The following is a 25,189-nucleotide window of genomic DNA, read 5'->3' on the forward strand; positions in this document are numbered from 1 at the left end:
CGCATGAAGACCTGGTTGCGAGCGTCGTTGCTCGGGCTCGCCCTGGTGGTGGGCGCGCAGGCGGCGCAGGCCGTCGATGTGGTCGATGAGCGCGGCGTTACCGTGCACTTGGCGCAAGCGCCGCAGCGCATCGTCTCGCTGCTGCCGTCGCTGACCGAAGGCGTCTGCGCGCTCGGCGCCTGCGACCGTCTGATCGGCGTCGACCGTTATTCCAATTCGCCCGCGCAGGTGCGCGCGCTGCCGCAGCTTGGCGGCGGGATCGATCCGAATGTCGAAGCCATCGTCGCGCTCAAGCCCGACGTGGTGCTGCTCGCCAAATCGTCGCGCGTCACGCAGCGGCTCGAGGCACTGGGCCTGAAGGTGATCGTGCTCGAACCCAAGAGCCATGCCGACGTGCGCCGCGTGCTGGGCGCACTCGACCAGGTGCTCGGCACGCACGAGGCGCCCGCCGTGTGGCGCGCCATCGACGCGGCGGTGTCGGCCGCGGCCCAGTCGCTGCCCGCCAGCGCCAAGGGCCTGCGCGTGTACTTCGAGGTCAACACCGGCCCCTACGCGGCGGGCGATTCGTCCTTCATCGGCGAGACGCTCGCGCGGCTGGGCGTGAAGAACATCGTGCCGGCGTCGCTCGGCCCCTTTCCCAAGCTCAACCCCGAGTTCGTGGTGCGCGCGAACCCCGACCTCATCATGGTCAGCGTGCGCAGCGCCATGGGGCTGGAGCAGCGACCCGGCTGGGGCGGCATCCGCGCGGTGCGCGAAGGCCGCGTGTGCCGCTTCGACGCCGAGCAGACCGACGTGGTCGTGCGCCCCGGCCCACGCATGGACGAGGCCGCGCGCCTGATGGCGCAGTGCCTGGCGGACAAGGGGCGGTGAGCGGCATGCATTCCGCGCACCTGCGTCGCGTGCTGCTGCTCGGTGCCGGCCTGCTGGTGCTGGGCGCGGCGCTGCTGCTCTTCGGCCTGGGCATTGGCAGCACCGGTTTCCAGAGCCTGCTGTCCGCGCGGCACGACCCGGTGGCGCTGCAGATCGTGTGGGACATCCGCTTGCCGCGCACCCTCGGCGCATGGCTGGCGGGCGCGCTGCTCGGGCTTGCGGGCGCGGTGGCGCAGGGCCTGTTCCGCAACCCGCTGGCCGACCCGTACCTGCTGGGCAGCGCCTCGGGCGCGTCGCTCGCCGTGGCGCTGGCGCTGATGCTGTTCGGCGGCTCCGTCACCAGCACGCAATGGGTGATGCGCCTGGGGCTCACCGGCGCGGCCTTCGTCGGCGCGGTGGCCGCGGTGCTGCTCACGCTCACGCTGGCGCGCGGCGTGCAGCAGACCTTGCGGCTGCTGCTCGCGGGGGTGATCGTCGGCGTGGTGCTGGGCGCCGCCAAGGACCTCATCACCATCGCCTCGGCCGACATTCTTCAGGCGCTGCAGGGCTTCGTGCTCGGCAGCACTGGCCTGGTCGGCTGGGCCGCCTGCGCCGTGATGGCGGCGGTCGGCGCGGCCTGCCTGCTGCTGGCCTGGGCGCTCGCGCCGGTGCTCGACGGCCTGGCGCTGGGCGAGGCCACGGCACGCAGCCTGGGCCTGCCGCTGGGCGCCATGCGCGCCGCGCTGGTGGCCGTGTTGGCACTGGCGACCGGCGCCGCCGTCGCGCAGACCGGCCTGATCGCTTTTGTCGGCCTGGCCGCGCCGCACCTGGTGCGCTCGGTGGTCAAGACCACGCATGCGCGGCTGATCGTGCTGTCGGCGTTGATGGGCGGGCTGCTGCTGATGGCGGCCGACCTGCTGGCGCGCTGGCTGATCGCGCCGCAGGAACTGCCGGTGGGCGTGCTCACCGCGGTGCTCGGCGGCAGCTACCTGCTGTGGCTGATGCACCGGCGCGGCGCGAAGGGAGGCGGACTGTGAGCCGCACCTCATCAGCCGCGCTCGAAGCGCACGGTCTCAGCGCCACGCTCGGGTCGGTCGAGGTGCTGCACGGCATCGACCTGGCGCTTGCGGCCGGCCGCTGGACCAGCATCGTCGGGCCGAACGGCGCCGGCAAGTCGACGTTGTTGAAAGCGCTGGCAGGGTTGCTTGCACATCGCGGCGAAGTGCGGCTCTTCGGCGAGGCGCAGGCGGCCGTGCCGGCCCGCGTGCGCGCACGGCGTTTGTCATGGCTGGGCCAGAGCGGCACGGGCGAGGGCAGTGCCGACGATTTGATGGTCTACGACGTCGCCATGCTCGGGCGGCTGCCTCATCAGCGCTGGCTCGCGGCACCCAGCGAAGCCGATCGCGATGCGGTGGAGCGCGCATTGCGCAGCACCCAGGCCTGGGACTGGCGCGACCGTCCGCTGGGGCAGCTGTCGGGAGGCGAGCGCCAGCGCGTGCTGCTGGCGCGCGCGCTGGCGGTCGAGGCCGAGCTGCTGCTGATGGACGAGCCGCTGGCCAACCTCGATCCGCCGCATCAGGCCGACTGGATGCAGACGGCGCGTGCACTGGTGGCGGAAGGCCGCACCGTGGTCAGCGTGTTGCACGAGCTGCCGATGGCGCTGGCTGCGGACGAATTGGTGGTGATGAATCGGGGGCGGGTGACGCATCACGGTGCCTGCTCCGACCCTGAAACTCACCAGGCGCTGGAGCAGGTGTTCGACCATCGCATTCGCGTGCATCGCGTGGCGGACCAATGGATCGCGTTGCCGTTATGAAGCCTCGCGCATCGAGTCATTCAGGGCGCGCTCCCGCCGACGGGGCACCTTGCTCCGCGAATGTCCCCCGGCCTGCGGCCTCCTCCTTGATTTCGCTGCGCAAGGCACCCCATCGACGTGAACGTGGGGCAGTGCAGCTGTTGATCGACAAGCACAACGACAGCGCCCATCGTGCGCAGGACACCGGGTGCTTCCCGCAGCGAAATCAAGGAGGAGGGCGAAGCCCGGGGGACATTCGCGGAGGGAAGTACCCGGTGGCCTGTGCACACGCCCTGAACAACGGACACAAGAACACCCAAGAACGGAACCCCTCATGCAAATAGAAACCCCTCCCAGCGAAAAGCCCTACGAAAAGCCCGAAGGCGAACGCCGCGGCATCGTCATCGTCAACACGGGCGACGGCAAGGGCAAGAGCACGGCAGCCTTCGGCCTCGCGCTGCGCGCACACGGCCGTGGCAAGGCCGTGAAGATCTACCAGTTCATGAAGGTGCCTTCGGCGCGCTTCGGCGAGCACCGCATGTTCGAGCAGATCGGCATTCCCATCGAAGGCCTGGGCGACGGCTTCAGCTGGAAGAGCCAGGACCTCGAGCGCTCGGGCCAGCTGGCGCGCGACGGCTGGGAAAAGGCCAAGGCCGCGATCCTGTCGGGCGACTTCTTCCTCGTGGTGCTCGACGAGATCACCTACCCGCTGATCTACGGCTGGCTGCCGCTCGAAGGCGTGCTCGAGACCTTGCGCGCGCGCCCCAAGCACGTGCACGTCGCTCTCACCGGCCGCCGCTGCCCGCCCGAGATCATCGAGCTGGCCGACACCGTCACCGAGATGCAGATGGTCAAGCACGCGTTCAAGGCCGGCATCCCGGCACAGCGCGGCATCGAGGACTGACCCCGATGGTGGCGCATGCGTTCGCAGCCGACGAGGCGAAGGCGGTGTACCGCGCCATCCACGAGCGGCGCGACATGCGCCACTTCGCGGGCGGTGAGGTGCCGCCCGAGGTGCTGCGCCGCCTGCTCGACGCCGCGCACCACGCGCCCAGCGTCGGCTTCATGCAGCCGTGGCGCTTCATCCGCGTGCGCGGCGAAGGGCTGCGCCGGCAACTGCACGAAGTGGTCGAGCGCGAACGCGTGCTCACCGCCCGCGCGCTCGGCCAGCGCGAAGACGAGTTCATGCGCCTCAAGGTGCAGGGCGTGCTCGATGCGGCGGAGCTGCTGGTGGTGACGCTGGCCGACGGTCGCGAGCCGCATGTGTTCGGCCGCCGCACCCTGCCGCAGATGGACCTGGCCTCGGCCTCCTGCGCGATCCAGAACCTCTGGCTCGCCGCGCGTGCCGAAGGGCTGGGCATGGGCTGGGTGTCGCTGTTCGACCCCGCCGAACTGGGCGTGCTGCTCGGCCTGCCCGAAGGCGCCGAGCCGATCGCCTTGCTGTGCCTGGGCCCGGTGCATGCGTTCTACGAAGAGCCGATGCTGCAGCGTGAGCGCTGGGCCCGGCGCGCGCCGCTGGCCTCGCTGGTGTTCGACGAAAGCTGGGGCCGTCCGTCGGACCTGTTCGATCCTTCTTCCACTTCATCTTCTTGCGTGGAGCCCACCTGATGCTGGCTTTCGACACCGTTCTCTTCGAACTCGCGCGGCTGTTCCTCTGGCCCGTGACGCTCGGCGTGCTGCTGTCTTTTGTCTATGCGGTGTACTGCCTCGGCGCCTTCGGCATCGAGTGGTGGCAGCGCCGCCGCGACCCGTCGCGCGCGCTGGTGCTGCAGCGCCACGCGCAGGCCAGCCAGGAGCAGATGGAGCTGGTCGTGCTCAAGCAGCTCGAGGGCGTGCGCCTGTGCAGCCGCGTGGCGCCGATGCTGGGGCTGATCGCCACCATGATCCCCATGGGCCCGGCGCTCGTGGCCGTAGCCTCGGGCGAATCGCAGGGCGTGGCGCAGAGCCTGGCGCCCGCGTTCGCGGCCGTGATCGTGGCACTGGCCTCGGCCTCGATCACCTTCGTGGTCTACACGGTGCGCCGCCGCTGGCTCATGCGCGAGCTGGTGATGCTGCTCGACGCGCGGGACCGGTTGTCATGAGCCGACGGCAGTTCTCCATTCTGAGCAGCCTAGACAGCGATGACGACGACCCGGTGCTCTCGACCATCAACCTGATCGACGTCTTCATGGTCGTCATCGGCATGCTGATGATCGCGGTCATCAACAACCCGGTGAACCCGTTCTCGCAGGACAAGGTGACGGTCATCCGCCACGAGGGCCAGCCCGACATGGAGATCATCACGCGCGAAGGCCGGAAGGTCACGCGCTTCAAGGCCAGCGGCGCGACGGGGCAGGGCGACGGCGAAAAGGCCGGCACCGCCTGGCGCCTGAAGGACGGCACGATGATCTACGTGCCGGCGGACGCGGTGCCGGCGCCGGGCGGGAAGTGACGCGGCTTTTCGTCTTCTGGCTCGGGCTCCTGTGCCTGATGGCGCAGCCTGCGGTGGCGGCCGGGTCGCGCGTGGTGGTGTTGAGCACGGCGCTGGTGTCGCCTGCACGCGTGGTGCGGCTGCAAGCGGCGGCGCGTGAAGCTGGCGTGCAGCTGCAGGTGGTGTCGGCTGCGCAGGACACGCCCGAGACGCTGGCCGCCGCGCTCGACGGTGCGCGCTTGCTGGTCATCGATGCGCCGCACCTCAGCGTCGCGCAGTCGGCGGCGGCGCGCTTCGGCGATGTCATCGAGCGAACCTCCGTTCCCTATGTGCAGATCGGTGAATTCGCCCTCGTGGCGAAAGGCCAGAAACCACCCGAGGTGCCACCGCTCGCAGCCGAACGCGGCGTCGATGCGGCCTGGGCGCAGCGCTTGCGTGCCTACTGGCGTTTCCCGGGCGAAGCGAATCTGAAAGCCTCGGTCCAGGCGATGGCGCGGATCGGCGATGCCGCCGGGCTGCCCGACCCCGTGCCGTTGCCGCTCGCGGGCTTCTATCACCCCGACTGGCCACGCGTCGAAAGCAGCATCGCAGCCGTCGAGGCGTTGCCTGGCGGTCAAGGCACCGTCGCCATCGCCGTCAACAGCGCCACGCTCACCAGCGACGACACCAGCTGGCTCGACGGCCTGATCGGCACGCTCGCACAACGCGGCCTGCGCGCCTACGCTTTCTACGGCCCGCGCCAGCAGAAGGACCTGTTCTTCCGCATGACGCACGCCGGCGAGGGCGAGCGTCGCGTCGCCGACCTCCTCGTCAACGCCGCGCTGGTGTTCAGCCCGAACGAACGCAAGGCCGAACTCGAACGCATCGGCGTGCCCGTGCTGCAGACGCTGCCCTCGCTGGCCATGGACGCGGCGCAGTGGGCGCGCAGCAAGGACGGCCTCGCGCAGACCGACATCGCGGCCTACTACAGCCCGAGCGAACTCGCGGGCATGACCGACCCGATGCTGGTCACCGCGCGCGACGCCGCTACCGGCAGCCTGCAACCGCTGCCCGCGCAGATCGACGCCGTGGCCGACAAGGCCGCCGCGCTGCTAAGCCTGCGTCGCACGCCCGCCGCCGAGCGCCGCGTGGCGATGCTGGTCTACAACTACCCGCCGGGCGAGGCGAACTTCGGCGCGTCGTTCCTCAACGTGCCGCGCAGCGTCGACCGGATGCTCTCCGCGATGCAGGCGGCCGGCTATCGCACCGAGGCGCCGGGCGCAGACAAAGTCATCGCGCAGGTGCAGGCCACGATGACGGCCTACTACCCGACGGCGCAAGGCGGCGACGCGCTGCAGCCGCTGCTCGATCAAGGCCTGGCCGACGCGCTGCCGCTGTCGCAGTACCTCGCGTGGTTCCGCGCGCTGCCTGTCGAAACGCAACGCCGCATCGAGGCCTACTGGGGCCCGCCCGAGGCCTCGACGATGCTGCGGCCTGTGGCCGGCGCACCGGCCTTCGTGGTGCCGCGCGTGCAGTTCGGCCAGGTGGTCGTGCTGCGCCAGCCGCCGCGCTTCGAGCCCGGCACGCAGGTGGCCGGCAAGGCGCAGCAGGTGTACCACCGCGCGGCCGTGCCGCTGAGCCACGGCTACCTCGCCATCTACCTGTGGCTGCGCACCCGCTTCGGCGCCGACGCGTTGGTGCACGTGGGCACGCACGGCACGGTCGAGTGGTCGGCGGGCAAGGAACGCGGGCTCTCGGTGCAGGACGATCCGTTGCTCGCGCTGGGCGACGTGCCCAACGTCTATCCGTACATCATGGACAACCTCGGCGAGGCGACCACCGCCAAGCGCCGCGGCCGCGCGACGATGGTGAGCCACTCGACACCCATGTTCGCGCCAGCGGGCTTTCGCCCCGGCGTGCGGGACATGCACGAGCGCCTGCATGACTGGGAAACGCTGTCGCCCGGCGCGGTGAAGACCGCGCTGGAACGGCGCCTGACGGCCGACTTCGTCGCGCAGCATTACGACCGCGACCTGCAATGGACGCCCGCGCGCATCCGCGCCGATTTCGCCGGTTTCATCGCCGTGCTGCATCCGTACCTCGACGAGCTGGCGCAGACCGCGCAGCCGCTGGGCCTGGCCACCTTCGGCGAGGCGCCCGATGCGCAGCGGCGGCGCCAGACGATCCTGCAGATCCTCGGCAGGCCCGTGGCGCAGGCGATGGGCGAAGACCTCGACGAGATGTTCCTCACCGATGCGCAGGGCATCGCGGCCTCGAAGCCTGCGCGCTGGCTGGAGGCCGTGCTGGCGGGCAACGACACGGCCGACTCTGAACCTCTGCGCACCCTGGCTGCACGGGCCCGCGCGCTCGATGCGGTGCTGGCCCACAACGAGGAGATCGAAGGCCTGCTCACCGCGCTCGACGGCCGCTACCTGAAATCGCGCTACGGCGGCGACCCGGTGCGCGACCCCGACAGCCTGCCGACTGGGCGCAACCTCTACGGCTTCGACCCCAGCCGCGTGCCCACGCGCGCCGCCTGGGACACCGGCGTCGCCGCGATGGACGACTGGATCGCCGCGCACGCCCGCACCCACGGCGGCCGTGCGCCGCAGAAGATCGCCTTCACGCTCTGGGCTGGCGAGGCCTCGCGCCACCAGGGCGTGACCGAGAGCCAGGCCTTTCACGCACTCGGCGTGAAGCCGCGCTGGGACGAGGCCGGGCGCATGGTCGGCATCGAGATCGTGCCGGCCGCGGTGCTGAAGCGGCCGCGCATGGACGTGCTGATCAGCGTCACCGGCTCGTACCGCGACCAGTTCCCGCACGTGATGCGCTGGCTCGACGAGGCCGTGCAGCAGGTGGCCGCGCTCGACGAGCCCGGCAACGCCGTCGCGCAGCACAGCGAAGCGATGGCGCGCACGCTGCGCGCCGAGGGCGCGACGGCGGCCGAGGCGCGGCGCTGGTCGACCGCGCGCGTGTTCTCGAACGAGCAGGGCAGCTACGGCGCCGGGCTCGAGGAAGCGGTGCTCGCCACCGAGCTCTGGAAGGGCCAGCAGCGCGGCGGCGGCGACGCGCAGATGGCCGGGCTCTACATGGACCGCATGGGCCATGCCTACGGGCGCGACCTCGACGGCGCCACGCGCCCGGGCGCCTTCGCGGGCAACCTCGCGCAGGTCGATGCGGCGCTGATGGCGCGCACCTCCAACCTCTACGGCGTGCTGACCAACGACGACCCGTTCCAGTACCTGGGCGGCATCGCGCTGGCCGTGCGCCATCTCACGGGCAAGGACCCGGCGCTGTACGTGCAGAACCTGCGCGACGGCGCGGCCGTGCGCACCGACACCGCCGCCGGCGCCATCGCACGCGAGATGCAGACGCGCTACCTGCACCCGCAATGGATCGAGGCGCAGAAGGCCGAGGGCTACAGCGGCGCGCTGCAGGTGCTCAAGACCGCGCAGTTCCTCTGGGGCTGGCAGGCGACCGCGCCCGCCGCCGTGCGCGCGGACCACTGGCAGTCGCTGCACGAGGTCTATGTGCGCGACACCTACAAGCTCGGCACGCGCCAGTGGCTGGAGCGCGAGAACCGCGCCGCCTTCGCGCAGACGCTGGAACGCATGCTCGATGCCGTGCGACTGAACTACTGGGCGCCCGATGCCGCGACGCGGCGCGAGCTGGCGCAGGCCTACACGGAGGCGGTGCGCGCCACGGGACTGCGCGAGCGGAACGAGGCGGTGCAGCGGTTTGCGCAGGCTGCGTTGGCGCCGTCGTCTGTCACTGCTCCTGCACCGGTCGTCGCCGCACCCGCCATCACGCCCGTCGAAGCGACCCAGCCCGTACCCGAATCGCCCGCCGCAGCGGACCTCGCGCAACCGGTGGCCGGCCTCCAGCTGAAGCCCATCGCCGACACCCCATCGCCCCCGCCGCCGTCCGCCGTGCTACCGCGCCTGCTCGCCGCATTCGGCGCCGCCTTGCTACTGGCTGTCGGCGCGCTGGTGCAATGGCGGCGCGGCCGGGCCATGCCCGCCGCCTGATTCACGAGAATGCCTGCCATGCCCGCGCTCGATCCCTTCACCGTCTTCGCCCTCGTGCTGGTCGCCGCCTTGTGGCTGGCACTGGCCGTCGACCGCTGGCTGGGCGAGCCGCCGGCTGCGCTGCATCCGGTCGTGTGGATGGGCCGCTACCTAGACTGGATCGGCAGCCGCCTCGCACCGCGCGCCGCCGACGCGAAGCTGCGCGACCTGCCGGGCTTCGCGATGGGCGCGCTCGGCTGGTGCGTCGGCGCGATGGCCGCGTTCGCCGTCGCGTCGGCGGTGCAGAGCCTGGCGATGCAGTGGTTGCCGGTCTGGGCCATGGCCGTGGTGCTCGGGCTTGCGTTCAAGCCGCTCTTTGCGTGGCGCATGCTGCGCGACGAGGTGCTGGCGGTCGAAGCCGCGCTGGGCGAATCGCTCGAGGCGGGCCGCGCACGGCTCGCGCGCCTCGTGAGCCGCGACGTCTCGGTGCTGAGCGAACGCGAGGTGCGCGAGAGCGCCATCGAGTCGCTGGCCGAGAACCTCAACGACTCGCTGGTGGCGCCCGTGTTCTGGTTCGTGCTGTTCGGCCTGCCGGGCGCGGCGCTCTACCGTTTCGCCAACACCGCCGATGCCATGTGGGGCTACCGCGGCGAACGCGGCGGGCGCGACTGGACCTGGTTCGGCAAGTGGGCCGCGCGCGCCGACGATGTGCTCTCGTGGCTGCCCGCGCGCCTCACTGTGCTGTTGCTGGCCCTCGCGGCCGGCCGCTGGCCGCGCGGCGTGGCCCGCGAGGCGCGCCGCACGCCGTCGCCCAACAGCGGCTGGCCGATGGGGGCGATGGCGCTGCTGCTGGGCGTGCGGCTTGCAAAGCCGGGTGTGTATGCACTGAACGGGGAAGGGCGCGCCGCCACGTCGGCCGACACCGCACGCACCGCGCAGCTCGGCGAGCGGGCGGCGTGGGGGCTGGCGGTGGTCGCCTCGCTGGCGATGCTGTCGCCGTTGCTGGCGAGGTGGGCATGACGAACCCGACCATGGTGCATGGCGGCCCCGATGAGACCGGTGCCGCGCCGCACGACTTCTCGACCAACGGCAACGCGGTCGGCTCGTGTCCTGCGGTGCTGGCCGCGCTGCGCGAAGCCGACGCGGCGCACTATCCCGATCCGCGCTACACCGCGCTGCGTTCCGCGCTTGCCGATTTCCACGGCGTGTCGGTGGAGCGCATCGCGATCGCCGCGAGCGGGAGCGAATTCATCCACCGCATCAGCGCCGCTGTGGCGCAAGTAGGCGGCGGAGAGGTCTGGCTGCCCGCGCACAGCTACGGCGACTACGAACGTTCGGCCTTGGCCTGGGGCCTCGGCGTGCGGCGCGCACCCGAAAAGGCCGACGGCGCCGTGCTGCGCTGGTGCTGCGAACCGTCGAGTCCGTTTGGCCAGCCGCAGCCCGACATCGCGCAGCATGCCGCCAGCGATGCCGTCTGCGTGCTCGACATGGCCTACGAACCGCTGCGACTCGAAGGCCAGCCCTCGCACGACGCCGCGCAGCGCGACCGCCTCTGGCAGCTGTGGACGCCGAACAAGGCCATGGGCCTCACGGGTATCCGCGCCGCCTACGCCATCGCACCCGCGAACAGCGACGTCGCTGGTCCGCTGCTGGAGCGGCTCGCGCGCCTCGCGCCGTCGTGGCCGCTGGGCACGCACGGCGTCGCGCTGCTCACGACCTGGACCACCGACGAAGCGCAAGGTTGGCTGGCGCGCAGCCTCGACATCCTGCGCGACTGGAAGGCGCGGCAGCGCGCCGTGTGCGAATCGCTGGGCTGGCAGGTGCTGTCCGGCGACGCCAACTTCTTCGGTGCGCAGCCCGACGTGCCATACCCGCCCCGCGCCGCCGCGCTGCGCGCCGAGGGCATCAAGCTGCGTGATTGCGCGTCCTTCGGCCTGCCGGGGCACCTGCGCCTGGGCGTGCTGCCGCCGGCCAGTCAGCAGGCCTTGAAGGCTGCGTGGGCGAGGGCCAGCGCCGCACGACACAGCGGCTGAACGCACCTCGCACCACAATAGGGCCGTCTCAAGAAAAGGAAAACGAACAGGCCCATGCTCTACGCGATCACCACGCTCTTCCTGTGCCAGCTTGCCGGCGAACTGCTCGTGCAGTGGCTGTCGCTGCCGATTCCCGGTCCGCTGATCGGCATGCTGCTGCTGTTCGTCGGCCTGCTGGTGCGCGGCGGCGTGCCGCAGGAACTGACCGACACCTCGGGCCACCTGCTGCGCAACCTGATGCTGCTGTTCATCCCGGCGGTGACCGGCGTCATGCTGCATTTCGAGCGGGTGGGGCGCGAGTGGCTGCCGTTCCTGGCGGCCGGCGTCGTGGGCGGCGCCTTCACCATGGCGGTGACCGCGCTCACGCTGCGCTGGATGATCCGCATCACCGGCAAGGACGCTGAATGAACGCGCCCGCCAAACTGTCTGAAATCTGGGTCTTCCTGGCCCAGTCGCCGCTGCTGTGGCTGTCGCTCACGCTGCTGGCCTACCTGGGCGCGCTGTGGCTGCACGCGCGCAGCGGGCGCAACCCGATGGTCAACCCGGTGCTGGTGTCGGTGATCGTCATCGTGGGCGTGCTGCTGCTCACGCGCACGCCGTACGACACTTACTTCGAGGGCGCCAAGTTCGTCCACTTCCTGATCGGCCCGGCCACCGTGGCGCTGGCCGTGCCGCTGTACAGCCAGGTCGGCCGGCTGCGGCGCCTGTGGCTGCCGATCGGCGTGGCGCTGCTGGTGGGCTCGGTGGCCGCCATCGTGTCGGCCATCGGCATCGGCTGGGTGCTCGGCGGTTCGCGCGAGCTCCTGATGTCGCTCGCGCCCAAGTCGGCCACCATGCCGATCGCGATGGGCGTGGCCGAGAAGATCGGCGGCCTGCCGTCGCTGGCGGCCGTGGCCGCGGCCATCGCCGGCATCTCGGGGGCGATCATGGCGACGGGTTTGCTGAACCTGCTGCGCATCAAGGAACCCGCCGTGCGCGGCTTTGCCGTCGGCATGGCGGCGCACGGCATCGGCACGGCGCGCGCCATCCAGGTGAACGAGACCGCGGGCGCGTTCTCGGCCCTGGCGATGGGGCTCAACGGCATCGCGACCGCGCTGCTGGTGCCGCTGATCGTGAAGCTGATGACCGTCTGACATCCATCGTTCATTCATCCATCGAGGAGCACGACCCATGTCCGAGTACACCGCCGAGATCGTCTGGGAGCGGGGCGACCAGGACTTCCTGGCCAACACCTACAGCCGCCATCACGTGCTGCGCTTCGACGGCGGGGCGCAGGTGCCGGGCTCTTCATCGCCGCACGTGGTGCCGCTGCCGTACTCCGACGCGTCGGCGGTCGATCCGGAAGAGATGTTCGTGGCCTCGCTGTCCAGCTGCCACATGCTGTGGTTCCTCACCATGGCGGTGAAACGCAAGTTCGTGGCCGACCGCTATGTCGATGCGGCCACGGGGGTGATGGAGAAGAACGCCGAGGGAAAGATGGCGATGACTGTGGTCACGCTGCGTCCGCAGGTGAGTTTTTCGGGCGACAACCTGCCCACGCGCGAGCAGATCGAACACTTGCACCATCGGGCGCATGAGGAGTGCTTCATTGCGAATTCGGTGAAGACCGAGGTGCGGTGCGAGCCGGTCGACTGACAAGAATCGCTCTCCGCACGCCTTGGCAGCGCTGATCCAGCCCTGAGAGGAGGCCGGGAAAGGCGCCCCTCAGCGCCTCTGCAACCGCGGATTCTTCGCAAACAGATCCGCCGCCCAGTCCACAAACGCCCGCACCTTCGCGCTCAGGTGCCGGTTCGGCGGGTACACCACGTGGATCGGCAGCGGGTCGCGCTGCCAGTCGGCCAGCACCTCGACGAGTTCGCCGCTTTCCAGCAGCGGCTCGGCGGTGAAGGTGATGCACTGCGACAAACCGAAGCCCGCGAGCACGGCCGTCATGTGGGCGTTGCTCTCGTTGACCGACACGCGGTAGGGGCCGTTGAGCTCGATGTACTCGTCGCCCTTCTTGAACTCGTGCGGGTACACGCGCCGGGTGGTGCCCGAGAAGTAGCTCACGACGTGGTGGCGCTTCTCGATGTCGTTGGGATGCTGCGGCGCACCATAGCGCTTGATGTAGGCCGGCGAGGCCACGGTGACGAAGTGCAGGGTGCCGATGCGGCGCGCCACCAGCGACTGGTCGCTGAGCTCGCCGGCGCGGATCACGCAGTCGACGTTGTCGCTGATCAGGTCGACGGTGCGGTCGCTCACGCCCAAATCGACCTGGATGTCGGGGTAGCGGTCGCAGAAGCTGGCCAGGTTGGGCAGGATGATCTGCTGGGCCACCGAGGTGCCCACGTCGATGCGCAGCCGCCCCGTGGGGTTGGCCTGCGCATTCGTCATGCTGGCTTCCATGTCGTCGAAGTCGTTCAGCAGCCGCGCGGCGCGCTCGAAGTAGGCGGCGCCGTCGGGCGTGACGGTGACGCGCCGCGTCGTGCGGTTGAGCAGCTTCACGCGCAGGCGCGATTCCAGCGCCTGGATCTGCTTGGTGACGGTGCCCTTGGGCAGGGCCAGAGAGTCGGCGGCACGGGTGAAGGTGCCGGCTTCGACCACGCGGACAAAGATCCGCATTGCCTGGATTTGATCCATCGAATGCCTGTTCAGGGAGACCGGCGTATGCCGGAAGGAGGCGGATTCTCACACAAGGAATGCGCCCCTACGGTATGCCTGATTGTTCTCCGTTTGGAAACAGAGTAGGGCTGTGTTTCCTGTTTCAACGCGCTTGTAGCGCCTTATATTTCAACCATCGCCCATCCCCCTGAGGTCGCCCATGTCACCCCGTCCATCGTCCCGGTCCGCTGAAGCTACTGCGCTTGCCGCGGCGCAAGGCGTGGAGTCCGATCTGTCGATCGAGCTGCCCGGCCGCGAGCCCGTGGCTGCCCGTGTCTACGGTCAGCGTCCGCGGGGCGAGACCGTGCCGCTGGTGCTGCACTTCCATGGCGGCACCTTCATCTGCGGCAACCTGGACAACGGCCGCAACGTGGCCCGGCTGCTGGCCGGCGCGGGTGCGGTGGTGGTTTCGCTGGACTACCCGCTGGCCCCGGCAGCCCCGTTCCCGGAACCGGTCGAGGTGGGTTATGCGGCGCTCGAATGGCTCTACAAGCAACGCGTGAAGCTCGGCGGCAAGGGCGCCCAGGTGTACCTGGCCGGCGAAGAGGCCGGTGGCAACCTGGCGGCCAGCGTGGCCCTGGTGGCCCGCGACCGCGCCCATCCGCCGCTGGCAGGCCAGATCCTGCTGTCGCCCATGCTCGACCCGTGCGCCGGCACCGCCTCGCTGCGCAACGCGACCAACGACGCCGCCGAGTGCCGCTGGGCCACGGGCTGGGCCAAGTACCTGAGCTGTCCGTCGAACGCCACGCACCCCTATGCGGTGCCCAGCGGATCGCTGCGGCTGGCCGCCCTGGCACCGGCGCTGGTGCTGGTGGGGCCCGACGACGCGATGCGCGACGAGGCCATGACCTTCGCGGGCCGTCTGCGCTCGGCCGGCATCGAGGTCACGAGCAGCGTGCTGACCGGCGCCGACAACTGGCCCAAGGCGCTGTACGACACCGAGGCTGTGGGATGCGCATCCTGCGAAGCCAGCGTACAGCAGCACTTCCGCGAGTTCTTCAGCGCCACCACACCGCCCCCGGCGGTCCCTGAGCCCAGCTAGGCCCGCGAGGGTCCGCTCCGCCCCCTGAACCAAGCCGCCGCCTCCACCGAGGCGGGTGGCAGGGCTTTCTGTTCTCTGAATTCCGCCTCCTGACGCCGCCGGCGCCGGGATGGCCTGTTGCATCCCGAAAAAGTCATCGAGAAGGACGAACCATCATGTCGAACAAGAACGAACAATCGCTGTCTTCCATCACCCGTAAGGGGCTGTGGCCCGCCGTCACCGGCCTCACCGCGGTGCTGGCCGTGGCCGCCGCGGTGGTGGGCATGTACAGCTTCAAGGCCGAGGCCACCGCCCCGGTCGCCGCGCAACAGGGCACGCCGGTGTCGGTCGCCACCGTGGCGTCGAGCGAGATCAACGCCTGGGACGAGTTCTCGGGCCGCCTCGAAGCCGTGCAGCGCGTCGATGTGCGCTCCCGCGTGGCGGGCGCCGTGCAGGCGGTGCACTTCCGCGAAGGCGCGCTGGTGAAGCAGGGCGACCTGCTCATCACCATCGACCCCGCGCCGTACGCCGCCGAGGTGGAGCGTGCCGAAGCGCAGGTGGCGTCGGCACAGGCCCGCCAGGCCTTCAGCCGCAGCGAGCAGGAACGTGCCCGCCGCCTGTGGGACGAGCAGGCCATCGCGCAGCGTGAACTCGACGAGCGCGTGAACGCCGGCCGCGAAGCCGAAGCCAACCTGCGCGCCGCGCAAGCCTCGCTGCAGACCGCACGCCTGAGCCTGGGCTACACCCAGGTGCGCGCACCGGTCTCGGGCCGCATCGGCAAGCTCGAGGTGACCGTGGGCAACCTGGTGGCCGCCGGCCCCGGCGCGCCCGTGCTGACCACGCTGGTGTCGGTGAGCCCGATCTACGCGAGCTTCGATGCCGACGAGCAGGTCATCACTCGCGCGCTGAAGGACCTGCCGGCCAACGCCGGCGCCCGCGGCCAGATCGACACGATCCCCGTGCAGATGGGCACCGCCGGCCTCGAAGGCACGCCCTTCACCGGCAAGCTGCAGCTGATCGACAACCAGGTCGACGCCCGCAGCGGCACCGTGCGTGTGCGCGCTTCGTTCGACAACAAGGACGGCGCGCTCATTCCCGGCCAGTTCGCCCGCATCCGCATGGGCCAGGCCCGCAACGACACCGCGCTGCTGGTGAGCGAGCGTGCCATCGGCACCGACCAGAACAAGAAGTTCGTGATGGTCGTGGGCGACGACAACAAGGCCATGTACCGCGAGGTGACGCTGGGCGCGCCCATCAACGGCCTGCGCGTGGTGAGCAAGGGCCTGAAGGCCGGCGACCGCGTGGTGGTGAACGGCCTGCAGCACATCCGCCCGGGTGCGCTGGTGGTGCCGCAGACCGTGACCATGGACGCCAAGCTCGATACGAAGCAACAACAACCGGAACGCGTGGCCGAGGCCGCGAAGTCCTGATTTCGGAGGAGGGCGCCCTGGCGCCCGCCGGAGAACCAACATGAATCTCTCAAAATTCTTCATCGACAGGCCGATCTTTGCCGGCGTGCTGTCGCTACTGATGCTGATCGCGGGCCTGATTGCGCTGCGCGGTCTGCCGATCTCGGAGTACCCCGAAGTCGCGCCGCCTTCGGTGGTGGTGCGCGCAACGTACCCGGGCGCCAACCCGAAGGTGATCGCTGAAACGGTGGCCACGCCGCTCGAAGAGCAGATCAACGGCGTCGAAGGCATGCTCTACATGGGCAGCCAGGCGACGACCGACGGCGTGATGACGCTGACCGTCACCTTCCGCCTCGGCACCGATCCCGACAAGGCCCAGCAACTCGTGCAGAACCGCGTCTCGCAAGCCGAGCCGCGCCTGCCCGAAGAAGTGCGGCGCCTCGGTATCACGACCGTCAAGAGCGCACCCGACCTGACGATGGTGGTTCACCTCGTCTCGCCGAACAACCGCTACGACATCAACTACCTGCGCAACTACGCGGTGCTGAACGTGAAGGACCCGCTGGCGCGCATCGAAGGCGTGGGCCAGGTGCAGATCTTCGGCGGCGGCGACTACTCCATGCGCGTCTGGCTCGACCCGCAGAAGGTCGCGCAGCGTGGCCTCTCGGCTTCCGACGTGGTGGCTGCCATTCGTGGCCAGAACGTGCAGGCCGCGGCCGGCGTGGTCGGCGCATCGCCGGGCCTGTCGGGCGTGGACATGCAGCTGTCGATCAATGCGCAAGGGCGCCTGCAGAGCGAAGAAGAGTTCGGCGACATCATCGTCAAGAGCGGCACCGACGGCGCCGTCACGCGCCTTCGCGACATCGGCCGCCTCGAAATGGGCGCCGCCGACTACTCGCTGCGTTCGCTGCTGAACAACGACCCGGCCGTCGGCATGGGCGTGTTCCAGGCACCGGGCTCCAACGCGCTAGACATCTCGTCCAACGTTCGCAAGACGATGGAAGAGCTGAACAAGAGCATGCCCGAAGGCCTGGAATACCGCATCGCCTACGACCCGACGCAGTTCGTGCGCGCATCGATCGAATCGGTGATTCACACGCTGCTCGAAGCCATCGCGCTGGTGGTGCTCGTGGTGATCCTGTTCCTGCAAACCTGGCGCGCGTCGATCATTCCGCTGCTGGCCGTGCCGGTGTCGGTGATCGGTACCTTCGCGGTGCTGCACATCCTCGGTTTCTCGATCAACGCGCTGAGCCTGTTCGGGCTGGTGCTGGCGATCGGCATCGTGGTGGACGACGCCATCGTGGTGGTGGAGAACGTCGAGCGCAACATCGAGGCGGGGCTCACGCCGCGTGAGGCCACGTACCGCGCCATGCGCGAAGTGTCGGGCCCCATCATCGCGATCGCACTGGTGCTCGTGGCCGTGTTCGTGCCGCTGGCTTTCATCAGCGGTCTCACGGGCCAGTTCTACAAGCAGTTCGCGGTGACCATCGCGATCTCGACGGTGATCTCGGCCATCAACTCGCTGACGCTGTCGCCGGCCCTTGCCGCATTGCTGCTGCGCGGCCACGACCAACCGAAGGACGCCCTGACGCGCGGCATGGACAAGGCCTTCGGCTGGCTGTTCCGCGGCTTCAACAAGTTCTTCCATCGCGGCTCCGAGGCCTACAGCGGCGGCGTCAAGCGCGTGATCTCGCGCAAGACGCTGATGCTGGTGATCTACCTCGCGCTGGTCGGTGTGACCTTCGGCCTCTTCAAGGCCGTGCCCAGCGGCTTCGTGCCGGCGCAGGACAAGCAGTACCTCATCGGTTTTGCCCAGCTGCCCGACGGTGCCACGCTCGACCGCACGGAAGAGGTGATCACCCGCATGGGCGAGATCATGAAGAAGAACCCGAACGTGGAAGACGCCATTGCGTTCCCGGGCCTGTCGATCAACGGCTTCACCAACAGCTCGAACTCGGGCATCGTGTTCGCCACGCTCAAGCCCTTCGACCAGCGCAAGCGCGCCGACCAGAGCGGCGGCGCGGTGGCTGGCCAGCTCAACGGTGCGTTCTCGAGCATCCAGGACGCGTTCATCGTGATGTTCCCGCCGCCGCCGGTGGCAGGCCTGGGCACGACCGGCGGCTTCAAGCTGCAGATCGAAGACCGTGCCTCGGTCGGCTACGACCAGATGGACGTCGCAGTGAAGGCCTTCATGGCCAAGGCGTATGCAGCGCCTGAGCTGACGGGCATGTTCACGAGCTGGCAGGTCAACGTGCCGCAGCTGTACGCCGACATCGACCGCACCAAGGCGCGCCAGCTCGGCGTGCCGGTGACGGACATCTTCGACACGATGCAGATCTACCTCGGTAGCCTGTACGCCAACGACTTCAACAAGTTCGGCCGCACGTACTCCGTGCGCGTCCAGGCCGATGCGCCTTACCGCGCCCGTGCCGAAGACGTGGGCATGCTGAAGGTGCGCTCGACCTCGGGCGAGATGGTGCCGCTGGCCGCGCTGATGAAGGTCAACTCGACCTTCGGTCCGGAACGCGCCATGCGCTACAACGGCTACCTGGCCGCCGACATCAACGGTGGCCCGGCCCCCGGCTATTCGTCGGGCCAGGCGCAGGACGTGATCACCAAGATCGCGGCCGAGACGTTGCCCAAGGGCGTGAGCTTCGAGTGGACCGAGCTGACCTACCAGGAAATCCTGGCCGGCAACTCCGCCTTCCTGGTGTTCCCGCTGGCGATCCTGCTGGTGTTCCTGGTGCTGGCCGCGCAGTACGAAAGCCTGACGCTGCCGATCGCGATCATCCTGATCGTGCCGATGGGCATCATGGCCGCGATGGCGGGCGTGTGGATCTCGGGAGGCGACAACAACGTCTTCACGCAGATCGGGTTGATCGTGCTGGTGGGGTTGAGTGCGAAGAACGCGATCCTGATCGTGGAGTTCGCACGGGAGCTGGAGTTCGCCGGACGCACGCCGATCCAGGCCGCGATCGAAGCCAGCCGCCTGCGCCTGCGCCCGATCCTGATGACCTCGCTGGCCTTCGTGATGGGCGTGCTGCCCCTGGTGCTCTCGACCGGTGCCGGCTCCGAGATGCGCAAGGCGATGGGCGTGGCGGTGTTCGCCGGAATGATCGGCGTGACGGCCTTCGGCCTGTTCCTGACGCCGGTGTTCTATGTGCTGATGCGCCGCCTGGCGGGCAACCGGCCGCTCAAGCTGCACGGCGAAGTGCCGCACGGCGACGACTTCGTGTCGGCCGACCATCCGGTGGCGCCTTCGCACGGTGGCGGTGGTGGCGGTCTGCACCCGGTGCCGGCCTCGCCGCGCCCCTCGCATGGCGCGCATGACTGATCGACAAGAAGAAAGAAGGTTGTCCATGACATTCGCAATCCCAACCCTGATGCGCCCCTTGCGCGCCGCCGTGTTGCCGCTGGTGGCGGCCCTGGTGCTGGCCGGTTGCGCCAGCGTGCCTTCGGGCATGCCCACGGTGCCGACCGCGGCGCAGTTCAAGGAACAGCCGGGTGCCACGGCGCCGGCCGGCTTCACCCGGGCCACGCCCGCCGAGGCGCAGCCGCGCGGCGAGTGGTGGCTGGCGTTCAACGACCCGGTGCTCAACACGCTGATCCAGCGCGCCGAGGTCGACAACACCAACATCCAGGCCGCCGCCGCGCGGCTGGCCGAGGCCCGCGCGCTGGCGCGCAGCGCCCAGGCCGACCGCCTGCCGCAGATCGGCCTGGGCGCCGGCGCCAACCGCGGTGCGGGCCTGGACAAGGCCACGGCCAGCACCCGGCCGGGCACCATGACCAACATCGGCGCCACGTTCTCGTACGAGGTCGACCTGTTCGGCCGCCTCTCGGGCGCGGCCGATGCGGCCAAGCTCGACGCGGCCGGCCGCGAGGCGCTGCTGCAGAGCACCCGGCTCGCGGTGCAGGCCGAGGTGGCACAGACCTACCTGCAGCTGCGCGCGCTCGACGCCGAGCGCGTGCTGGTGCGCGAATCGGTCGCCGCCTACCGCGACACGCTGCGCCTCACGCAGCGCCGCCAGCAGGCCGGCGACATCGCCGAGCTCGATGTGGCGCGCGTGCAGACCGAGGTGTCGTCCACCGAGTCGGACGCGCTCGCGCTCGACCGCCAGCGCGCGCAGGTGGAGCATGCGCTGGCCGTGCTGGTGGGCGATTCGGCCTCCAGCTTCGGCATGCGGCCCGACGACTGGGCCACCGCGCTGCCGGTGATCCCGCCGGGCGTGCCGTCCACCGTGCTCACGCGCCGGCCCGACGTGTCGGCCGCGCAGAGCGCCGTCATGGCGGCGCAGGCCCGCGTGGGCGTGGCGCAGACCGCGTGGTTCCCGAACATCTCGCTGACCGGCGCGGCCGGCTACGCCTCGCCCGAGATCGGCGACCTCTTCAAGTGGTCGGCCCGTTCGTGGGGCGTGGGCGCGCTGCTGTCGCTGCCGATCTTCGACGGCGGACGCCGCGAGGCCGGCGTGCAGGGCGCCAACGCCCAGCTCGACGGTGCGCTCGCCAGCTACCGCTCGCAGGTGCTGGTGGCGTTCCAAGAAGTCGAAGACCAGCTGGCCGCCATCCGCATCCTGCAGGAGCAGTCGGTGGTGCAGGCGCAGGCCGTGACCTCGGCCCAGCGCGCCACCAGCCTGTCGGACACGCGCTACCGCAACGGCTACGTGAGCCAGCTCGACCTGCTCGACGCGCGCCGCAGCGAGCTGCGCAACCGGCGCCAGGCGTTGCAGGTGAAGTCGGCCCAGTACCAGGCGACCGTGGGGCTGATCCGCGCCATCGGCGGCGGCTGGGAAGTGCCGGCCACGGAGAAGGTGGCGACCCGCTGATCGGGTCGATCCGGACTCAGGCGCCGTCGCCAGGGCCCGGATGCGTCGCCGTGGCGGCAGCCTGTTTCAGCGCCACCGCCCCCAGCGCGAGTGCGCTCGAATAGCTGTCCTGCGGGCGCGCAGCCACCCGCAGCGGCCGGTAGCCGAGCGTGTCGGAGGTGCTGCCGGTGTCGTGGACGGCTTCGAGCAGGAGCCAGTAGAACCGGCCCGGCTCGCGTTCCTCGACCGTCAGCGCCAGATCGTTGAGGGCGGACATGGCTTGGCGGATGCGGCCCGCAGCGGGCCGCACCCCTTGGTACGTCCGATTCGGCTTTCCGGATTCGGTTCAGCGCTCAACGACAATCCCCGGATGAGTTCTAGAGCGACAAGCGGGCCGGCGCGCTGCGTCATGGTCCTGGGCACCACCAGCGGCGCCGGCAAGAGCTGGCTGGCCACCGCGCTGTGCCGGTGGTATGCCCGCCAAGGGCTGCGGGTGGCGCCGTTCAAGGCGCAGAACATGAGCAACAACGCCCGCGTGGTCGAGGGCGGCGAGATCGGCAGCGCCCAGTACTTCCAGGCCCTGGCCGCCAACGCCGTGCCCGACGTGCGCATGAACCCGCTGCTGCTCAAGCCCGAGCGCGACACCCACAGCCAGGTGGTGCTGATGGGGCAGGTGAACGAGGCGCTGTCGACCCTGCCGTGGCGCGGGCGCAGTGAGCGCGTCTGGCCGCAGATCGCGCAGGCCTTCGACGAACTGCGCGCCGAGAACGACGTGGTCGTCATCGAAGGCGCCGGTTCGCCGGCCGAGATCAACCTCATGGCCAGCGACATCGTCAACCTGCGCGTCGCCCGCCATGCCCAGGCGCGCTGCCTGCTGGCGACCGATATCGACCGCGGCGGCGCCTTCGCCCACCTGTACGGCACCTGGGCGCTGCTGCCCGAGGCCGACCGGGCGCTCATCCATGGCTTCGTGCTCAACAAGTTCCGGGGCGACGCGTCGCTGCTGGCCCCCGCGCCACAGCAGCTGCAAGAACTGACCGGCGTGCCCACGGTGGCCACGCTGCCCATGTGGTGGCAGCACGGCCTGCCCGAGGAAGACGGCGTGTTCGACGACCGCAGCCGCGCCAGCGGCGTGGTCACGCGCACCGTGGCGGTGGTGGCGTACCCGCGCCTGAGCAACCTCGACGAATTCCAGGCGCTGAAGAACGTGCCCGGCGTGCGCCTGGTCTGGGCCCGCACGCCGGCCGACGTGGCGGGCGCCGACTGGATCGTGCTGCCGGGCTCCAAGCACACGAGCGGCGACCTGGCCTGGCTGCGCGCGCAGGGGCTGGACCGCGCGGTGGCCGAGCACGCCGGGCGCGGCGGCGCGGTGCTGGGTGTGTGCGGCGGGCTGCAGATGCTGGGTGAGGCGCTGGTCGATCCGCACGGCATCGACGGCAACGCACCCGGGCTCGGCCTGCTGCCGCTGGTGACCGTGTTCGAGCGCGAGAAGACCGTGCAACACCGCGCGGCGACCTTCTCGGCAGACCTCGCCGCGGGCCCTTGGGCCGCGCTGGCGGGCGTGCGCATCGCTGGCTACGAAATTCACCACGGCCAGACGGCCGCCCATCCCCAGCTGGCCCACGACGGCCGCGCCGTGATGCCCGAGGGCCTGGCCTGGCAGAACGCGCGCGGCAACGTGCTGGGCCTTTATTTGCACGGCCTGTTCGAAGACCCGGCCGCGCTGCAGGCGCTGTTCGGCACCACGGCGCCCACGCTGGACGCCACCTTCGACGGCCTGGCCGACTTCATCGACACCCACTTCGACGCCGGCGTGCTCGCCGGCCTGATCGCATGACCGACACCGATTTGATTCCCGCCATTCCAGACATCGCCGACGCCGCGCTCGCGGCCCGCCTGCAGGCCGCGCTCGACAACAAGACCAAGCCCGTCGGCGCACTGGGCCGCCTCGAAGCGTTGGCGCTGCGCATCGGCACCATCCTGGGCACCGAGCAGCCCGTGCTCGACGCGCCGCAGATGCTGGTGTGCGCGGGCGACCACGGGCTGGCGGCGCGCGGCGTGTCGGCCTACCCGAGCGACGTGACCTGGCAGATGGTCGAGAACTTCCTGGCCGGCGGCGCGGCCGTCAGCGTGCTGGCGCGCCAGCACGGCCTGGCGCTCACCGTGGTCGATTGCGGCGTGCGGCGCGACTTCCAGCCGCGCCCCGGCCTGGTGTCGCGGCGCATCGCCGCCGGCACGGCCGACGCTTCGGCCGGCCCCGCCATGACGTCCGAGCAGTGCGCCCAGGCCATCGCCAACGGCCGCGAGGTGGTGCACGCGCTGCCGGGCAACGCGCTGCTGCTGGGCGAAATGGGCATCGGCAACAGCTCGTCCGCCGCGCTGCTGCTGTCGCGCCTGGCCGGGCTGGACATCGGCCTGTGCACCGGCGCCGGCACGGGGCTCGACGCCGACGGCCTGGCGCGCAAGCGCGAGGTGCTGCGCGAGGTGCTCGCCCTGCACGCGGGCGCGACCGCGCCGCTCGACGCGCTGGCCGCGTTCGGCGGCTTCGAGGTGGCGACGCTGGTCGGCGCCGTGCTGCAGGCGGCGCAGGAGCGGCGCGTGATCGTGGTCGACGGCTTCATCGCCAGCGCCGCCGTGCTGGTCGCCCAGGCGGTCCGGCCGCAGGTGACGCAGCGCTGCGTGGCGGCGCACAGCTCGGCCGAGCCGGGGCACACGCTGCTGCTGAAGCACCTCGGGCTCGAGCCCTTGCTGAACCTCGACCTGCGCCTGGGCGAGGGCTCGGGCGGCGCGCTCGCGTGGCCATTGCTCGAATCGGCCTGCCGCATCCTGCGCGAGATGGCGAGCTTCGAATCGGCGGGCGTGTCGCGCCAGCAATGAACGGCGTGCGCCATTTCCTGCTGGCGGTCCAGTTCTTCACCCGCGTGCCGGTGACGGGAAAACTCGCGGCCTGGGTCGGCTTCAGCCCGCAGATGCTGCGCGCCGCCGCGGCGCACCTGCCGGCCATCGGCTGGATCGCGGGTGGGGTGGCGGCGGCCGTGTTCGTTGCCGCGGGGGCCGGCCTGCCGGGCGTGGCAGGGGCGCTTGTCGCGGCGGTGCTGAGCACCGTCGCCACCGTGATGCTCACAGGCGCCTTCCATGAAGACGGCCTGGCCGATGTGGCCGACGGCCTCGGTGGCTCGGCCAGCCGCGAGCGCGCGCTGGAGATCATGAAGGACTCGCGCATCGGCGCCTTCGGTGCGGTCGCGCTGGTGCTGGCGCTGGGCCTGAAGTTCGGCCTGTTGGCTGCGCTGGCCGCGCGCGGGCTGGACGTGGTGGCGGTGTCCATCGTCGGCGCGCACGTGCTGTCGCGGCTGGCGCCGCTGTTCCTGATCCGCTGGCTGCCCTACGTGGGCGACAGCAGCGGCAGCAAGGCCAAGCCGCTGGCCGACGCCATCAGCGGCGGTGCGCTGCTCGTCGCCGTGCTCTGGGCCGCACCCGCCGTGGCGCTGCTGCTGTGCGCGCACGACGCGGTGCACGTGGGCGCGGCGCTCGTGGCGCTGGTGCTCGCCGGTGGCTGGATGGCGCGGCTTTTCGTGCGTCGGCTGCAGGGCTTCACGGGCGACGGGCTCGGCGCGACGCAGCAGGTGTGCGAGCTGGCGATCTACCTCGCGCTGGCGTGGAAGGCATGAGCACCGCGACCGCCCAGCTCTGGCTGCAGCGCCACGCGCCGGTGATCGCGCCGGCGGGCCTGTGCTACGGCGCGACCGACCTCGATGCCCACGCGGACGGCACGCAGGCCGCGGCCGCGCGCATCGCCGCGGTGCTGCCGGCCGGCATCGCGTTGTGGAGTTCGCCGCTGCGGCGCTGCGGCATGCTGGCGGACGCCATCGTCGCACTGCGGCCCGATCTGTCGGTGCGGCGCGATGCGCGGTTGGCCGAGATGAGTTTTGGCGCCTGGGAAGGGCGCCTGTGGTCGGCCGTGGCCCGTGAGGAATTCGAGGCCTGGACGAATCGTTTTGCCGATGCCCCCGCAGGAGGCGACGGCGAGAGCGTGCGCACCTTCATGCAGCGCGTGGCCTCGGCGCATGCCGACTGGCTGGCGACCGGCGCCGATGCGCTGTGGGTCACGCATGCCGGCGTGCTGCGCGCGGTGCAGTTGCTGTCGCAGGGCGTGACGTGCCCCGAACGGGCCGATCAATGGCCCAACGACGCGGCGGCCTTCGGCGACTGGCGCGTGGTCGCCGCGCCGGTCGGCTGACGAGGCG

23 protein-coding genes are annotated in these 25,189 nt (G+C 70.5%); 21 read left to right on the forward strand and 2 right to left on the reverse strand.

Annotation, left to right across the window (positions count from 1 at the left end; translation table 11 throughout):
- The first annotated feature begins 3 nt into the window (after window positions 1-3).
- The 13 genes from AC1RL8_RS00955 (at window position 4) to AC1RL8_RS01015 (ending at window position 12,708) form a co-directional block, all read left to right on the forward strand.
- Window positions 4-870, forward strand: a complete 867-nt coding sequence (locus AC1RL8_RS00955; RefSeq protein WP_492685709.1) for an ABC transporter substrate-binding protein — start codon at window positions 4-6, stop codon at window positions 868-870.
- Between the two features lie 5 nt (window positions 871-875).
- Window positions 876-1,886 carry a FecCD family ABC transporter permease gene (locus AC1RL8_RS00960; RefSeq protein WP_095747588.1) on the forward strand — a complete coding sequence of 337 codons (1,011 nt, stop codon included), beginning with the start codon at window positions 876-878 and terminating at the stop codon, window positions 1,884-1,886.
- A complete protein-coding gene (locus AC1RL8_RS00965) occupies window positions 1,883-2,665 on the forward strand; it encodes an ABC transporter ATP-binding protein (RefSeq protein ID WP_492685548.1) in 783 nt (260 codons plus the stop codon). Before AC1RL8_RS00960 ends, AC1RL8_RS00965 begins: the two co-directional genes overlap by 4 nt.
- A gap of 313 nt (window positions 2,666-2,978) precedes the next feature.
- Window positions 2,979-3,548 carry a cob(I)yrinic acid a,c-diamide adenosyltransferase gene (gene cobO, locus AC1RL8_RS00970; protein WP_062479880.1) on the forward strand — a complete coding sequence of 190 codons (570 nt, stop codon included), beginning with the start codon at window positions 2,979-2,981 and terminating at the stop codon, window positions 3,546-3,548.
- Between the two features lie 5 nt (window positions 3,549-3,553).
- Complete coding sequence (gene bluB / locus AC1RL8_RS00975; protein ID WP_492685549.1) at window positions 3,554-4,252, forward strand: 5,6-dimethylbenzimidazole synthase; 699 nt, start codon at window positions 3,554-3,556, stop codon at window positions 4,250-4,252.
- Window positions 4,252-4,725, forward strand: coding sequence for a MotA/TolQ/ExbB proton channel family protein (locus AC1RL8_RS00980; protein ID WP_095745109.1), 474 nt, complete (start codon window positions 4,252-4,254; stop codon window positions 4,723-4,725). The genes bluB and AC1RL8_RS00980 overlap by 1 nt, the downstream gene beginning before the upstream one ends.
- Complete coding sequence (locus AC1RL8_RS00985; protein ID WP_070060498.1) at window positions 4,722-5,075, forward strand: DUF2149 domain-containing protein; 354 nt, start codon at window positions 4,722-4,724, stop codon at window positions 5,073-5,075. The genes AC1RL8_RS00980 and AC1RL8_RS00985 overlap by 4 nt, the downstream gene beginning before the upstream one ends.
- Entirely contained in the window at window positions 5,072-9,061 is a 3,990-nt protein-coding gene (cobN, locus tag AC1RL8_RS00990; RefSeq protein WP_492685550.1) for a cobaltochelatase subunit CobN, read from the forward strand. Before AC1RL8_RS00985 ends, cobN begins: the two co-directional genes overlap by 4 nt.
- 18 nt (window positions 9,062-9,079) lie before the next feature.
- Entirely contained in the window at window positions 9,080-10,060 is a 981-nt protein-coding gene (cbiB, locus tag AC1RL8_RS00995; protein ID WP_492685551.1) for an adenosylcobinamide-phosphate synthase CbiB, read from the forward strand.
- Entirely contained in the window at window positions 10,057-11,073 is a 1,017-nt protein-coding gene (locus AC1RL8_RS01000; protein ID WP_492685553.1) for an aminotransferase class I/II-fold pyridoxal phosphate-dependent enzyme, read from the forward strand. The genes cbiB and AC1RL8_RS01000 overlap by 4 nt, the downstream gene beginning before the upstream one ends.
- A gap of 54 nt (window positions 11,074-11,127) precedes the next feature.
- Window positions 11,128-11,481, forward strand: a complete 354-nt coding sequence (locus tag AC1RL8_RS01005) for a CidA/LrgA family protein (RefSeq protein WP_056581435.1) — start codon at window positions 11,128-11,130, stop codon at window positions 11,479-11,481.
- The gene (locus tag AC1RL8_RS01010; RefSeq protein WP_095947756.1) at window positions 11,478-12,206 is read left to right on the forward strand and encodes an LrgB family protein; all 729 of its coding nucleotides are present in this window, start codon (window positions 11,478-11,480) and stop codon (window positions 12,204-12,206) included. The genes AC1RL8_RS01005 and AC1RL8_RS01010 overlap by 4 nt, the downstream gene beginning before the upstream one ends.
- A gap of 37 nt (window positions 12,207-12,243) precedes the next feature.
- Window positions 12,244-12,708, forward strand: a complete 465-nt coding sequence (locus AC1RL8_RS01015; RefSeq protein WP_492685554.1) for an OsmC family protein — start codon at window positions 12,244-12,246, stop codon at window positions 12,706-12,708.
- Between the two features lie 69 nt (window positions 12,709-12,777).
- Here the strand turns inward: AC1RL8_RS01015 and AC1RL8_RS01020 are convergent, their stop codons facing one another.
- A complete protein-coding gene (locus AC1RL8_RS01020) occupies window positions 12,778-13,692 on the reverse strand; it encodes a LysR family transcriptional regulator (RefSeq protein ID WP_070060504.1) in 915 nt (304 codons plus the stop codon).
- 181 nt (window positions 13,693-13,873) lie between these two features.
- Between AC1RL8_RS01020 and AC1RL8_RS01025 the strand changes: the two genes are divergently transcribed.
- The 4 genes from AC1RL8_RS01025 (at window position 13,874) to AC1RL8_RS01040 (ending at window position 20,966) form a co-directional block, all read left to right on the forward strand.
- Entirely contained in the window at window positions 13,874-14,755 is an 882-nt protein-coding gene (locus AC1RL8_RS01025) for an alpha/beta hydrolase fold domain-containing protein (RefSeq protein ID WP_492685555.1), read from the forward strand.
- 155 nt (window positions 14,756-14,910) lie between these two features.
- Complete coding sequence (locus AC1RL8_RS01030) at window positions 14,911-16,164, forward strand: efflux RND transporter periplasmic adaptor subunit (protein WP_062479898.1); 1,254 nt, start codon at window positions 14,911-14,913, stop codon at window positions 16,162-16,164.
- Window positions 16,165-16,204: 40 nt separating this feature from the next.
- Window positions 16,205-19,477, forward strand: coding sequence for an efflux RND transporter permease subunit (locus AC1RL8_RS01035; RefSeq protein WP_492685556.1), 3,273 nt, complete (start codon window positions 16,205-16,207; stop codon window positions 19,475-19,477).
- 25 nt (window positions 19,478-19,502) lie between these two features.
- Entirely contained in the window at window positions 19,503-20,966 is a 1,464-nt protein-coding gene (locus AC1RL8_RS01040) for an efflux transporter outer membrane subunit (RefSeq protein WP_159271940.1), read from the forward strand.
- A 16-nt stretch (window positions 20,967-20,982) separates the two neighbouring features.
- Here the strand turns inward: AC1RL8_RS01040 and AC1RL8_RS01045 are convergent, their stop codons facing one another.
- Complete coding sequence (locus AC1RL8_RS01045) at window positions 20,983-21,222, reverse strand: hypothetical protein (RefSeq protein ID WP_492685557.1); 240 nt, start codon at window positions 21,220-21,222, stop codon at window positions 20,983-20,985.
- A 93-nt stretch (window positions 21,223-21,315) separates the two neighbouring features.
- Between AC1RL8_RS01045 and AC1RL8_RS01050 the strand changes: the two genes are divergently transcribed.
- Genes AC1RL8_RS01050 through AC1RL8_RS01065 form a run of 4 tightly spaced genes read left to right on the forward strand, consistent with a single transcriptional unit; the run spans window position 21,316 to window position 25,182 of the window.
- Window positions 21,316-22,782 carry a cobyric acid synthase gene (locus AC1RL8_RS01050; protein ID WP_492685558.1) on the forward strand — a complete coding sequence of 489 codons (1,467 nt, stop codon included), beginning with the start codon at window positions 21,316-21,318 and terminating at the stop codon, window positions 22,780-22,782.
- Window positions 22,779-23,822 carry a nicotinate-nucleotide--dimethylbenzimidazole phosphoribosyltransferase gene (gene cobT, locus AC1RL8_RS01055; protein ID WP_492685559.1) on the forward strand — a complete coding sequence of 348 codons (1,044 nt, stop codon included), beginning with the start codon at window positions 22,779-22,781 and terminating at the stop codon, window positions 23,820-23,822. Before AC1RL8_RS01050 ends, cobT begins: the two co-directional genes overlap by 4 nt.
- Window positions 23,819-24,613, forward strand: coding sequence for an adenosylcobinamide-GDP ribazoletransferase (locus AC1RL8_RS01060; protein WP_492685560.1), 795 nt, complete (start codon window positions 23,819-23,821; stop codon window positions 24,611-24,613). Before cobT ends, AC1RL8_RS01060 begins: the two co-directional genes overlap by 4 nt.
- Window positions 24,610-25,182, forward strand: coding sequence for a histidine phosphatase family protein (locus tag AC1RL8_RS01065; protein ID WP_492685561.1), 573 nt, complete (start codon window positions 24,610-24,612; stop codon window positions 25,180-25,182). The genes AC1RL8_RS01060 and AC1RL8_RS01065 overlap by 4 nt, the downstream gene beginning before the upstream one ends.
- Window positions 25,183-25,189 lie beyond the last annotated feature (7 nt).

Source organism: Variovorax sp. GW822-FHT04E09 (assembly GCF_058800845.1).